The organism is Polaromonas vacuolata, assembly GCF_012584515.1.
GTDB lineage: Bacteria > Pseudomonadota > Gammaproteobacteria > Burkholderiales > Burkholderiaceae_C > Polaromonas > Polaromonas vacuolata.
Map to the genome: position 1 here is coordinate 333,527 of NZ_CP051461.1, position 13,134 is coordinate 346,660.

Annotated in this window: 10 protein-coding genes; 8 read left to right on the plus strand and 2 right to left on the minus strand. The window is 52.5% G+C overall.

What is annotated here, in order from left to right; genetic code table 11:
• The first annotated feature begins 134 nt into the window (after positions 1 to 134).
• From gspL to gspF, 6 genes are all read left to right on the plus strand, one after another.
• Positions 135 to 1,391 (plus strand): type II secretion system protein GspL, encoded by a 1,257-nt coding sequence (gene gspL / locus HC248_RS01710; protein ID WP_168920994.1) that lies wholly within the window; start codon positions 135 to 137, stop codon positions 1,389 to 1,391.
• The gene (gene gspM, locus HC248_RS01715; RefSeq protein WP_168920995.1) at positions 1,388 to 1,900 is read left to right on the plus strand and encodes a type II secretion system protein GspM; all 513 of its coding nucleotides are present in this window, start codon (positions 1,388 to 1,390) and stop codon (positions 1,898 to 1,900) included. Before gspL ends, gspM begins: the two co-directional genes overlap by 4 nt.
• A 57-nt stretch (positions 1,901 to 1,957) precedes the next feature.
• Positions 1,958 to 2,773, plus strand: coding sequence for a type II secretion system protein N (gene gspN / locus HC248_RS01720; RefSeq protein WP_168920996.1), 816 nt, complete (start codon positions 1,958 to 1,960; stop codon positions 2,771 to 2,773).
• A gap of 4 nt (positions 2,774 to 2,777) precedes the next feature.
• The gene (gene gspD, locus HC248_RS01725; protein WP_168920997.1) at positions 2,778 to 5,033 is read left to right on the plus strand and encodes a type II secretion system secretin GspD; all 2,256 of its coding nucleotides are present in this window, start codon (positions 2,778 to 2,780) and stop codon (positions 5,031 to 5,033) included.
• Positions 5,034 to 5,046: 13 nt separating this feature from the next.
• Positions 5,047 to 6,453, plus strand: coding sequence for a GspE/PulE family protein (locus tag HC248_RS01730; protein WP_168920998.1), 1,407 nt, complete (start codon positions 5,047 to 5,049; stop codon positions 6,451 to 6,453).
• Between the two features lie 63 nt (positions 6,454 to 6,516).
• Entirely contained in the window at positions 6,517 to 7,755 is a 1,239-nt protein-coding gene (gspF, locus tag HC248_RS01735) for a type II secretion system inner membrane protein GspF (protein ID WP_168920999.1), read from the plus strand.
• Between the two features lie 106 nt (positions 7,756 to 7,861).
• Here the strand turns inward: gspF and HC248_RS01740 are convergent, their stop codons facing one another.
• On the minus strand, positions 7,862 to 8,611 hold the full coding sequence (locus HC248_RS01740; RefSeq protein WP_168921000.1) for a hypothetical protein: 750 nt from the start codon (positions 8,609 to 8,611) through the stop codon (positions 7,862 to 7,864).
• Positions 8,612 to 9,477: 866 nt separating this feature from the next.
• Here HC248_RS01740 and HC248_RS01745 point away from each other — a divergent pair.
• Positions 9,478 to 10,434, plus strand: coding sequence for an IS30 family transposase (locus HC248_RS01745; RefSeq protein ID WP_168921001.1), 957 nt, complete (start codon positions 9,478 to 9,480; stop codon positions 10,432 to 10,434).
• A gap of 72 nt (positions 10,435 to 10,506) precedes the next feature.
• Here HC248_RS01745 and HC248_RS01750 read toward each other — a convergent pair whose 3' ends face one another.
• The gene (locus HC248_RS01750; RefSeq protein WP_168921002.1) at positions 10,507 to 11,394 is read right to left on the minus strand and encodes a LysR family transcriptional regulator; all 888 of its coding nucleotides are present in this window, start codon (positions 11,392 to 11,394) and stop codon (positions 10,507 to 10,509) included.
• A gap of 101 nt (positions 11,395 to 11,495) precedes the next feature.
• Here HC248_RS01750 and HC248_RS01755 point away from each other — a divergent pair, with 101 nt between their 5' ends.
• Positions 11,496 to 13,100: an NADH-quinone oxidoreductase subunit L gene (locus HC248_RS01755; RefSeq protein WP_168921003.1), complete on the plus strand. Its 1,605-nt coding sequence runs from the start codon at positions 11,496 to 11,498 to the stop codon at positions 13,098 to 13,100.
• The last annotated feature ends 34 nt before the right edge of the window (positions 13,101 to 13,134 follow it).

The window sequence follows — 13,134 nt, forward strand, 5'->3', positions numbered from 1 at the left end:
ATAAGTGAAATTTAAGAAACGCCACATCCAATTCGTTTTTTTCGCCGTATACAAATTTTCTGTATCAATTTTTTTAGTTTTTTGAAGGGCGTCTTCGCCATCAATACCGTACCTACAAGGTATCAACACCGTACATGAGCAAACTCCTTCTTTGTCTGCCCTCGGACGCACACAGCGCCAACACCAGCTACGGCTACGCGTTGACGCACGACGGCAGCGCGCTGTCGGCAAAGGGTAGCGCCGCGCTGACTTTGCTCCCTAGCCTAGAGCGTGGCTCTGAAGTGGTGGCTGTACTGCCTGCATGCCGACTGTCTTGGCATTCGGTGGAGCTGCCCAAGGGCGTGGGTTCAGGCTCAACACGCTTACGCGCGGTATTAGAAAATTTACTCGAAGACCAGTTGCTTGACGAGCCCTCTCGGCTGCATTTAGCGTTGCTAAGCGGCCCTTCCGGTTTCTGGGTCGCAGCCTGTGACCGCGCTTGGCTCAGCAGCCATTTACAGGCGCTGGAGTCTGCCGGCCGCAGTGCTTACCGCCTAGTTGCAGAGTTCGCACCCGAAACCCGAGACCAGCAAATCTACATCACGGGTGAGCTAGACAATGCCGAGCTCATACTCACCGGCCGTGATGTGCAAGGCGTGCTGCGCCTGCCGCTCAGTGCTACGGCCTTATTGTTGCTGCCGCCCACCAACGGTGATCCCGGTAGTCTGGACTATGCACAAGCTGCACCCGTGCTGGCCGAACCCGCGGTTGCGGCGATGGCTGAGCAACTGTTAGACCGCAAAGTCGGCTTGCTGACGCGTGAGTTGCTTTGGCTAGATGCCGCCCGCTCTAACTGGGATTTGGCGCAGTTTGAATTCGCCAACTCTGGCCGCACCCGCAACCTCAGGCGGCTCTCGCTGCTGGGCGTGGACTTGCTTCGCTCCCCCGGCTGGCGTCCCGCGCGCTGGGGCTTTGTGTTGTTGTTGCTGGGCAATGTGATTGGGCTTAATGCTTGGGCTTGGAAAGAGCAGTCGGCGCAAGGTCTGCAGCGCGATGCTATCAATTCCGCGCTGACCCAGACTTTCCCGCAGGTTCAGTTGGTGATAGATGCGCCGCTGCAGATGGAGCGTGAAGTCAACCGTCTGCGACTAGCCACGGGCGCTGTATCCGGACGCGACTTAGAACCCATGCTGGCCGCGCTGGCGACAGTCTTACCAAGCAACAAATCAGCCACCAGCATAGATTTTTCGTCGGGCCAAGCGAGTATTAAAGGCTTGCAGCTCTCAGCCCAAGAGGGCAGCGATTTAGCGCTTAGGCTGCGCAGCCAATCGTATGCAGCTAATCTTGATGGCGAGACCTTAAAAGTCAGCCTAAACACCAGTACTTCTACCCGACCTGAGGTCAAACCATGAAGCAACTCGCTATTTTCAGCGCTGCATTGCAGGCGCACTGGCGCGGTTTGGCCGCGCGCGAGCAGTCCATGCTGATGGCCGTCGCTGCTCTGATTGCGTTGGCGCTGGTTTGGCTAATGTTGTTGGCACCGCCTTTGCGAACACTCTCTCAGGCCGAGTCGCAGCAGCGCAGTCTGAATGCGCAGCTGGAAAAAATGCTTGGCTTGCAGCAGCAGGCTAAGACTTTGCAGGCGCAACCCAAGATTCGCCGCGACGAGGCTTTGCGTGCGCTAGAGACCTCGGTCCAGCAACGCTTAGGCAGCAGCGCTAAGCTCAATGTGGTGGGCGAGCGTGTCACGCTCACGCTCACAGCAGTACCCGCAGCTGCGCTGGCCGAATGGCTGTCTCAAGCACGTATCAACGCCCACGTCGTTCCTAGCGAAGCAGCCCTGCGGCGCAGTGCTGCCAGCACGCCAGTTGCGGTGCCGGCTTGGGACGGTACGCTGGTACTCAGTTTGCCGACGCAGTAAGCACGCATGCGACTACTTGATTTCGTGAGCCAACTAATCCGTAAAGCCTGAGACTGCATGCGACAAACTGCTTCCTCCCTTCGTCAGACTGCGCGCCATCCACAGGCTAGTGCACCAGTGCGCTGGGCGGTGCTGGGCGCGCTGCTCGGCTTGCTGTTTGCATTGGTGTTTTACGCACCAGCACGCTGGCTAGCTAGTGCGTTAAACCAAGCCAGTGCCGGTCAGTTGCAAATCGTCGCTGTGCGCGGCACGGTGTGGACGGGTTCTGGGCGGTTACTGATTTCGGGCGGTGCTGGCAGTCTTGAAAGTGCGTTACTGCCCGGCATCGTGGATTGGTCTTTAAGGCCTGGCTGGGGTGCGCTTAATTTAAAGCTATCGGCTGACTGCTGCACGACTACGCCGTTACGCGCGACTTTAAAGCTAGGCCTGCGCGGCGCGGCGCTGCAACTGGCTGATGGCCGCTCGCAGTGGCCTGCTAACATGCTGGCCGGACTTGGAACACCTTGGAATACGGTTCAAGCAGAGGGCAGTCTTGAGCTGTCGACGCAGAACCTTAAGGTGCAATGGTTTGCCGGTCGGCTGGCTTTTGACGGACGGGTTGAACTTACCGCTTTGGCCATGTCGTCGCGCCTGTCTACCCTCAAGCCCATGGGTAGTTACCGCATGACGCTTGCGGGCGGCAGCACACCATTACTCACTCTCTCTACGCTAGAAGGCAGTTTGCAGCTAAGCGGCTCAGGCAGTTGGGTTGGCTCGCGGCTACGCTTTAATGGTGAGGCCAGTGCCTTGCCGGAACACGAGGCCGCGCTGGCCAATTTGCTCAACATCATTGGACGCCGCAATGGGCCGCGCTCCATCATCACCCTAGGATAAATTCATGACACCAACATCACCCTCAGCGCTGGCCGCCATTACAAGCCCCGCGCAAACCGCCGCTTTTGCGCGCTTTGGGGGAGCGCTGTTGTCGCTGGCGGTTTGTTTATTACTGGCCGGCTATGGTGTTCAAGCGCAGGCGCAAACTTCGGCGTCTGCTGGCAATCCGTCGGATCGCCCAGGCAGCGCTGTGACGCTTAATTTTTCAAATGCCGAAATCGACGCGGTGGCCCGCACGATTGCGGTCATCACTGGGCGCAATGTGGTGGTTGATCCGCGTGTCAAGGGCACTATGACGCTGGTGACTAGCTCGCCGGTCACACCGACTCAGGCTTTGCGACAATTCACAACCCAGTTGCGAATTCAAGGCTTTGCCTTGATCGAGAAAGCCGGGCTTTACTTGGTGCTACCCGAAGCCGAAGCCAAGCTGCAAAGCGCGGCAGTATCTGCGGTATCGGCAACTGCCATGCCGACGGCCAGCGGCCAAATCATGACGCAGATTTTTAGCCTCAACCATGAGACGGCGAATAATTTAGTGCCGGTGTTAAGGCCTTTAATTAGTCCCAACAACACGATTAACGTCAATCCTGGCAATAACTCCTTAATCATCACCGACTATGCCGACAACTTGCAGCGCATAGCCACCATCATTGCTGCGCTCGACGTAGCCAACGCTACGGGTGTAGAAATTTTGCGCCTGCAGCACGCCATTGCTACGGATTTAGCGCCATTGGTGACGCGCTTGATAGAGTCCAGCAGTGCTGCCGGTGGAGCCCAAGGCCAGACTGATGGTGCGTATAAAACTACATTGGTGGCCGAGCCGCGTAGCAATTCTTTGATCTTGCGCGCCGCCAATCCGGCCCGCCTAGCGCTGGTACGAACGCTGGTGGAAAAGCTTGACCAAGCTTCTTTTAGCGGCAATAGCAACGGCCAGTCCTCCGCGACCGGCAACATCTATGTGGTTTACCTGAAGAATGCAGACGCCAGCAAACTTGCGGTCACGCTGCGTGCTGCGCTGGCCGCTAGTAGTGGTTCGGCGTCAGTGGGCAGCAGCAGCGGGGTCACTAGTTTGTCCAGCGCCAGCTCGGGCTCTGGTAGCACCAACAGCGCTAGCACGGGTTCTAACGCCAGTCAAAGCAGCGCTACTGCCAGTGCTTTAAATAGCGCCCAACCCTCAACTGGTGGTCAGATACAGGCTGATCCAGCTACCAACTCCTTAATCATCACTGCGCCTGAGCCGCAATACCGTCAATTGCGCGCCGTTATCGACAAGCTCGATGCGCGTCGCGCCCAAGTTTATGTAGAGAGCCTGATTGCCGAGGTCAGCAGCGATAAGCTCGCCGAGTTCGGCATACAGTTCCAAGGCAGCTTGGGTGGTAGCGGCAATAACTTTTCCTTATTGGGGACTAACTTTGGCGTGGGCGGCAGCAATATTTTGGGCTTGTCTAATGGCACGGCCACACCTTCGACTGGTGGTAATCTTGCGGTCGGTACGCGGCAAGGCGGTGTCACGGTACTCGGCTTTTTAGCGCGTTTTTTGGAGTCTAGTGGTGAAGGCAATGTGCTTTCCACGCCAAACATTCTCACTCTGGATAACGAAGAGGCCCGCATAGTCGTGGGCCGTAACGTGCCGTTTGTGACGGGTCAATTCACCAGCAACAATTCCAACTCTGGCTCAGTCAATCCGTTTCAAACGGTAGAGCGTAAAGATGTGGGTCTAACGCTGCGTGTCAAACCCCAGATCAGCGAGGACGGCACTATCAAACTGCAGGTTTATCAAGAAGTCAGCAGCGTAGAGCCCGCCTCGATTAATTCGGCCACCGGTTTGATCACCAACAAACGCTCGATTGAGTCCAATGTGGTGGTCAACGACGGCGCTATCGTGGTGCTGGGTGGACTGCTGCAAGATGAGTATTCAGGCAACCAAGAAAAAGTCCCGGGCCTGGGCGATGTGCCGTTTTTCGGCAATCTGTTCAAGGGTGAATCACGCAGCCGTAAAAAGACTAATCTGATGGTGTTCTTGCGGCCAGTGGTGGTACGCGACGCGTCTTCCACCGAAGATCTGTCAATGGATCGCTACGATTTGATGCGCGGCAAACAAAAAACTGCCCAGCCGGTAGCCAGTGAAACCGTCCCTATCAACAGCTCGCCGGTGATGCCATTGCTGCGCCCGGCTACCGCACCGCGAAGTCCCGCGCCTTTGATAGATATTAATTCCAGCATCAAGTCAATTGCGCCTGCGTTACCTTACGCTCACTAGAAAAAGTCTCTCCATGCGCTATCTACTGCCATATGCATTTGCTCGCAGCAACTTTTTGCTGCTGGAAGACGATGGCCACAATTTAAATTTGTGGCATGACGCTAGCTTGCGTTTGGACGAGCTCAGTGCGTTGAGCGAGATCATGCGCAAATACGGGCAAGAGCGCATGCCGGTGCTGCGTCGCGCCGACCATGGCACGCTGGCCCAACGCATTAGCGCCGCCTATGCCGAGGGCGAGTCGAGTGCCGCCGCCGTTGTCAGCGAGGTCGAGTCAGCCGCCGACTTGTCCCGCATGATGCAGGATTTGCCGGCCATAGAAGACTTGCTAGAGACCTCAGACGACGCCCCCATTATTCGCATGCTCAACGCTCTGCTAACCCAAGCTGCGCGGGACGGAGCTAGTGACATTCACATCGAGCCCTATGAGCGCCACTCCAGCGTGCGCTTTCGAGTCGACGGCACGCTGCGCGAAGTCGTGCAGCCCAACCGCGCGTTGCATGCGGCCTTGATCTCGCGGCTAAAAATCATGGCCGAACTCGACATCTCAGAAAAGCGTTTGCCGCAAGACGGGCGGATTTCGCTGCGTATAGGCACACGCGCTGTTGACGTGCGCGTGAGCACTTTGCCCAGTGCTCACGGCGAGCGTGCGGTGCTGCGTTTATTAGATAAAAGCGAGAGCAAACTCAGCCTCGAATCGGTCGGAATGCAGGGCGATGTGCTGCGCCGCTTTGATCAATTAATCACCCAACCGCACGGCATCATATTGGTGACCGGCCCGACCGGTTCTGGCAAAACCACCACGCTATACGCCGGCTTGCAGCGGCTGGACTCGGGCGCGGCAAATATTATGACGGTGGAAGATCCGATTGAGTATGAACTCGCCGGCATCGGTCAAACCCAGGTCAATGCGCGCATAGATCTGACTTTTGCTAAAGCGCTTCGAGCAATTTTGCGGCAAGACCCGGACATCATCATGATTGGTGAAATTCGCGATTTTGAGACCGCGCAAATTGCTATTCAAGCCTCACTGACGGGTCACTTGGTACTCGCTACTTTGCACACCAACGACGCTGCCAGCGCCGTCACACGCCTGACTGATATGGGCGTTGAGCCGTTTTTGCTCAGCTCTTCATTGCTTGGCGTGCTGGCCCAGCGTTTGGTGCGCAAGGTCTGTGCTGCGTGCCAAGGCAGCGGCTGCGATACCTGTGCTCAGACTGGCTACCAAGGTCGCACCGGTGTGTTCGAGCTAATGGTTGCCAACGATGGCACGCGCGCTCAGATTCATAACCGTGCATCCGAAGCCGAGATTCGCGAAGCCGCAGTGGCTGGCGGCATGACGCTGATGCGAGAAGACGGTGAGCGCTTGGTCGCCGCCGGCATCACTACGCCCGCAGAGTTGATGCGGGTGACGCGTGATTAGCGCAGAGCTTTTCAGTCACTAATTTTTTCAATATTCACTTAGCCTAGCGAGACACCTGCAACCATGCCCGCCTATTCATTTGAAGCCATGCAGCGCGACGGAAAAGTTCGCCGCGGCGTCATAGAGGCTGACACCGCACGCGCCGCTCGCAGCTTGCTGCGCGCGCAAGCCTTGGTGCCGCTTGAAGTCAATGCGGTAGCCGATGGTGTCGGCGGCGTTGCGAGCGCACCCACTTCTTTACTGCAAACTAATTTGTTTGGTGGTCGGGTTTTCAATGCTGCGCGACTGACGATTTGGACGCGTCAGTTGGCTGGACTGGTGAGTTCTGGTTTGCCGCTAGAGCGTGCCCTCAGTGCGCTGTCGGATGAGGCGGAAGATGAGAAACAGCGCAACCTAGTGGCGTCACTGCGTGCTGAGGTCAACGGCGGTTCGGGCTTTGCGCGCGCGCTGTCCTTACATCCACGTGAGTTTGAAACAATTTATACCGCCGTCATTGGCGCGGGTGAGCAAAGCGGTAATTTGGGCTTGGTTCTGGATCGCTTATCAGATGATTTAGAAGAGCGCCAGACGCTAAAGTCTAAGTTGGTCGCCGCCGCTCTTTACCCTTTTATTGTTACCTTGGTGGCGATCGTCATAGTCATGTTTTTGGTGAGCTATGTCGTGCCTCAAGTTGCCAATGTTTTCGTGGGTACCAAACAGGCGCTACCGTTTTTAACGGTAGCTATGTTGGCCGTAAGTGACTTTGTGCGTAGCTACGGTTGGGCTATGTTGTTGGTTTTGGTGGTACTGGTTTTGGGTTTTCGCTTGGGCTTAAAGGACGATGGTTTTCGTGAAAAATTCGATGCTGGAGTTCTTAACATTCCCATCGTTGGGCGGTTGGCGCGTGACTACAACGCCGCCCGTTTTGCCAGCACATTGGCAATGCTCGCTGGGGCTGGCTTACCGATACTCAAGGCCTTGCAAGCGGCGGCTGAGACGCTGTCAAACCGTGCCATGCGCGCTGATGCATTAGATGCTTTAGTGTTGGTGCGAGAAGGTGCGCCGCTGGCTTCTGCATTGGCGCAGAAAAAACGTTTCCCTGCGTTGGTGAGTATGTTTGCGCGTCTTGGTGAACAGACCGGTCAACTGCCACTGATGCTGCAACGTGCGGCGGTGCAGCTCTCAAATGAAGTACAGCGCCGTGCCATGGCGCTGGCAACTATTCTTGAGCCGCTGCTAATCGTTGCCATGGGCTTGGTGGTGATGTTAATTGTGTTGGCGGTATTGCTGCCGATTATTCAACTTAATCAATGGGTTAAATAGCGCTTAAGCGAGTTGAGTCTCAAACGAAATCGCGAATTTCTTTGGGGCCAAGTTTGTCTAGCGGTGCGCTTCTCGACGGATATTGCGGCAATGTTTTTTGCGGAACTTATTCTGCGTTTGGCTGCATTTTTTGCATTGTTTTTTCTGTCTCGAGAAAATTGTTTTCTGATGCAGTGGACGTTCGTTGAAAATCCTTAACCATCACGTGCTGCTGCGTTAATGCAAGGGCTTCTGTGATGGTCATTTCTTGCGGCAGCTTGTCGCCATTTCTTAACTGCGTAGCGAGTGTGTTTAGCTTGGCGTCTTCATTTTCAACAAGCGATTGCAAATTCCGCATGCTAATTTTGTTGCCGTGCGGCCAGCCGTTGTTATAGATAAATATGCTTTGCGAGAGGATGTCTAGCTGTTTTTTCATTAGGCTTAGATGAAGCAACGCATCTTCTTTAGTACAGGGGCATATCGGTTTGACCGAGCGATGATAATTTTCTAGTCCACTGAGTACAGTTTTGTAAGCGGACGAGACGGTGCGTATGCCGGGAAAATCACTAGCCTCATCATTTTGTTGGCGGTTAATTTTGGCTTCTAGTTCTTGCCGAGTAATAAAGCCTGTGTAGTTTTTGGATTGTGCAACGCGTGACTGTTGTGTACTTTCTTGCTTGACACTTCGCACCGACAAAGGGGGTAAGAATGGAATGGATTTTGTATCCTGATGGGTTAACGCAAAGCCTGGCTCAGGTGAGACTGATCGGTTATTAAATTTTCCGTTGCTTGGGTTTAGAGGTGATGTGTGATCCTCAGAATCTGCGGGCTTTGACGTAGAAACTCGCGTGGGATAGTTGTGAATACTAGGGGGCATATCAACTCCGAAATGCTAGGGTTTTGTCGGCTTGTATTTCTGATCTTTGCTTCAGAACGCCGTTTAGTCCTGACAAGCGACTTACCGGGATAATGTACCAAATGTCACATTTAATGACAATTTATATTGTTGCCATAAAGCTGTTTTACTTATATTTTTTGAAGAGCTAGTTGTCTTTAAAAAACTATGTAATTTTAAATGGCTACTGATTATGAGTAGTTAATTGCGAGCAAGGTGCCGAATAAATTTAAAGAGGAATAAATTTTTTGTCGATCAAATTACATAATTTATCTAACTTTCATTATTGAAATTTGAGAGCGATTATTCATCAACGTCTAATGTCAGGTGTTGTGTTTAATCTGATGCTTATTTGTTAATGTGTACGTTAATTTACTTTGATTGAAGTACACATCAGTTTTAAATAAGCTTTAAGCCAAAAGTATTTTTTTGAGACTTCTATGTCTTGATGTGATGCGGTAGCAATGTCTTTTACGACTTATTGCGCTCACATTATCCGTTTTATTTAAATGCAATATTAAATACAAACGATCAATTTTTCTGTGTAATCTTGTCCGGTATTTTTTTACCAAAAGATATTTTTTAATCAAGAGGCATTAATTTCTAGTACAAAAAATAAAAATCGATTTTTAAAAATTTAAGTGAAGAGTAAAGTATTTCTCTCTGATTCAACGTAGAGATATTCATAGCCAATTCTTAGTTTTAAAAGCGCGATATTAAACTTTTTAATGCGGTAGTTTTTTTGTACGCGGATTCAAGTCTGAAGTGCAACTTTGAAACTAACCGGACGGGTGGGTGAGATGTGAGAGCATCCAAGCTTCCCGACCACCAAGTCAAAGTTGCCCAGAATGATTTACACACACCTCACCCGTGACGAACGTTACCAGATTGCAATCCTCGCCAAAGCAAACTTCAATCAAAGTGAAATTGCAAAAATGATGGACCGTGATAAATCGAGCATCAGCCGTGAGTTGCGTCGTAACCGCGGTCTACGAGGCTATCGCCCTAAGCAGGCAAATGACAAAGCCCAAGAACGTAGACTTGCCTGCGCCAACAGTCCTAGAGTTGCTGACTCGACATGGGCTGTAGTGGAGGAAAAGTTGGCTGAGGCTTGGAGCCCCGAACAAATCAGCGGCCACCTCGAAGCTCGATGCCAACCCGGTGTTAGCTATGAGAGCATTTACCAGTACATCTACGCTGACAAACGCGCGGGCGGCAGCTTGCATAAAACACTGCGTTGCCAGAAGACGCGAAAAAAACGCAGCAGCGGCCGTGAACGGCGCGGCACCATCTCTCGCCAGGTCTCAATAGAACTGCGACCCGCCATCGTGCTTGAGCGTGCGCGCTTTGGCGACTGGGAGGCTGATCTGGTGATTGGTGCCGGGCAGAAGCAAGCCCTAGTGACGATTAACGAGCGTGTCTCTCGGTATTCAATAATTTTCCACGTGCCATTCAAAACAGCGCAAGCCGTAGGGGACGCGTTAATCACTTTACTTAAACCATTCGCTCATTGCGTGCACACACTCACGACAGATAACGGCAAGGAATTTTCTCAGCATGAACGAATAGCTTCTGCGCTGAGTGCAGATTTCTTTTTCGCCCATCCATACGCCTCGTGGGAGCGTGGGGCAAACGAGAATATGAACGGTTTGATTCGCCAGTTTTTCCCAAAGGGGATGCGCTTTAATTGCATCACCGACGATGACATTGCTTTAGCGATGCACAGGCTCAATCATCGTCCTAGAAAATGTTTGGGGTATCGAACACCGCATCAGGTTTTTATGGAAGAGTTAAAGTCCAACTAACACGCTGTTGCACTTCAAGCTTGAATCCGCCGTAGTTAGCACTAAGAGATTTATTTTTAATTCACACTAGATTTAGAGTGCGTCTTGTGTGCGCTTTAGTAAGGTTTTTAAAAGCGGCGGATCAAAACGCCGCTTCACAGTAATCGCGTAAAAGTTTTCATAGAGGTCTGGCACTATGCAGTACTCCTCTAGTTTTCCGCTGCGTATTTCATCTTGAACAACTACCGTGGGTAAAAGCGCGACGCTTTTTGAATCTCGCGCTAGCAGTCTTAAAAGAGCCATGTCGTCGACCTCGGCTTGAACTTGGTAACGCAGGCCTTTTTGCTCGCATATTAGATCAAAGGCTGAGCGAATATCGTTATCGCGGCTGGGTAGTAACCGCGGCACTTGCGTGATATCTTGCGGAAAACTAAAGGCCTTGCCTTTGGGTCTGGGTTGGCCGACCAAACTGACTGGCTGACGGGCAATACGGCGGCAGCGCCACGGGTCGTCCAATGTGGTGAGTACGCGCCGGTTAGACAAAATTAAATCCAAGGCGTGCACACGTAATCGGGCTAGCAACTCCTCAAGACTTCCAGATTGCAGAACAAGTGTTACATCGCTGCGCTCTAGCAATGGTTTGATAAAGTTTTCCTGAAAATTTCGCGATAAGGTGGCGGATGATGCGATACGCAAAATTTGTCGTTCTTGCCGTTGACCGTCTTTAATCACCGCCATCAACTCACTGCCGGTAGAAAAAATAGATTCTGCGTAGGTCAGCGCTAGCCGTCCGGCTTCAGTCAGCTGCAAGCTGCGCCCATGACGGGTGAACAAATCTTGGCCAAGTTGCTCCTCTAATTTTTTGATCTGCGCTGACAGTGCTGACTGCGAAACATGTAGCTGATCAGCTGTACGTGTGAGATTACCTTCTTTGGCCACAGCCCAGAAGTAATGCAAATGATGGTAGTTGAGTCGCGTCATAAATCGTTCTGTTTTTATTGATTAATTATGCTTTTATCTGAATTTTACAGATATACAAAAAAAGGGCAAAGTACCGCTATAAAGTTTTTGGGAGTGCTGTTGTGATTTTTTATTGGATTGATTTAGTCGTCTTGCGTACTGGCTTAATTCTGGCGATTCCGCTGATTTTTTTGACGCTCTGCGGTCTTGTGAATTTTGCTGTGCTGAGTTTGCCTAATTGCTGGCGCGTAGCGCGTATAGGATCTTTTTTCGCGCTGGTTTTTTCTGTGTTGACTATGCTGGCTACGCTGCTTGGCCCAGCGCAGGTTTTGCCATTGCTTGCGCCGCTTACGTTGGCCGGCGTTGATGTGCTTAGCCTAAACCTTCGCGCCGATATGCTTGGCAGCAGTGTGCTGCTGTTAGTTGGTTTTATCGCTTGGGTTATCGTGCAATTTTCTGCCTCTTATCTGGCGGGTGACCGTGGACAACGGCGCTATATCTGCTTTCTCATGGCGGCCTTGACGGCGGTAAGTTTGGTGCTCATTACGAATAATTTATTCGTCTTGGCTTTGGCTTGGCTGGCCACTAGCGTTGCTATGGGACGTTTGTTGTCTTTTTATTCGGCCAGACCGCCGGCTTTGGTCGCCGCACACAAGAAATTTTTGATCAGCCGAAGCGCCGACGCTTTGCTACTGATTTGTTTAGTACTGCTGGCTTGGTGCTTAGGCTCGCTGGAAATTGACCAAGTTTTGCTGCGCGCTGCAGCCTTGCCTGTGCTGCCGGTTGCGCTGCATGTGGCGGTGGTTTTGTTGGTGTTGGCGGTGATTCTAAAATGCGCGCAATTGCCGTTTCACGGCTGGCTAATTCAAGTCATGGAAGCGCCGACGCCGGTTTCTGCCTTGATGCATGCGGGGGTGGTGAATCTGGGCGGTTTTGTGCTTATTCGGCTTGGCATGCTGGTGTCTCAAGTACCTACTGCACAAATCTTGCTGGTAGTAGTGGGCAGCACGACGGCTGTTATTGCTGCGCTAGTGATGATGACGCGCATCAGTATCAAGGTGTCTCTGGCTTGGTCTACCTGCGCGCAAATGGGGTTCATGCTGATGCAATGCGGTCTAGGCGCTTTTGATTTGGCTTTGCTGCATTTGCTAGCCCATTCTTTGTATAAGGCGCATTCCTTCTTGGCTGCGGGCGGGGTGGTTAAGCGTACTCGGATTGCCCAAATGACGGCGCCAGCCGCACCGGTTTCATTACTGCGTTTGCTGTCGGGCGCTGTGGTTGGAGTCGGCATGGTGTTTGTCGCGGGCTGGGTCTGGGGGATTGAGTTTAATGTCCAGCCCGCGCTTTGGGTTTTAGCGCTGGTGCTGAGTCTGGCACTCGCGCCTTTGCTTTTGCATCCCATCGCAGGCAAGGGCGTGATGGCTTGGCCGCTGGTGTTGCTCAGCGCTTTTGTCGTCGCCAATATCTACTTTGCTTTGCACAGTGTGTTCGTGCTGTGGGTAGCCGTGCGCTATGACGCGCCTAGTACTTTTGAGTTGATCTGGGTGATGACCTGCTTTGGCCTGCTGTTTTGTCTGCAAAGCGTGATCGCGGCTTACCCGCAAGGGGCAGTTGCACGGCGTTTATATCCCTGGTTTTATGCGGGACTGTTTCTCGATCATTGGTTTACCCGCGCTGCTTTCAAACTCTGGCCACTGCGCTTGAAATCAATGACTGTAAAAAATTGATCGCACGACTGTGCTTATTTCTTGCGCCGTTATC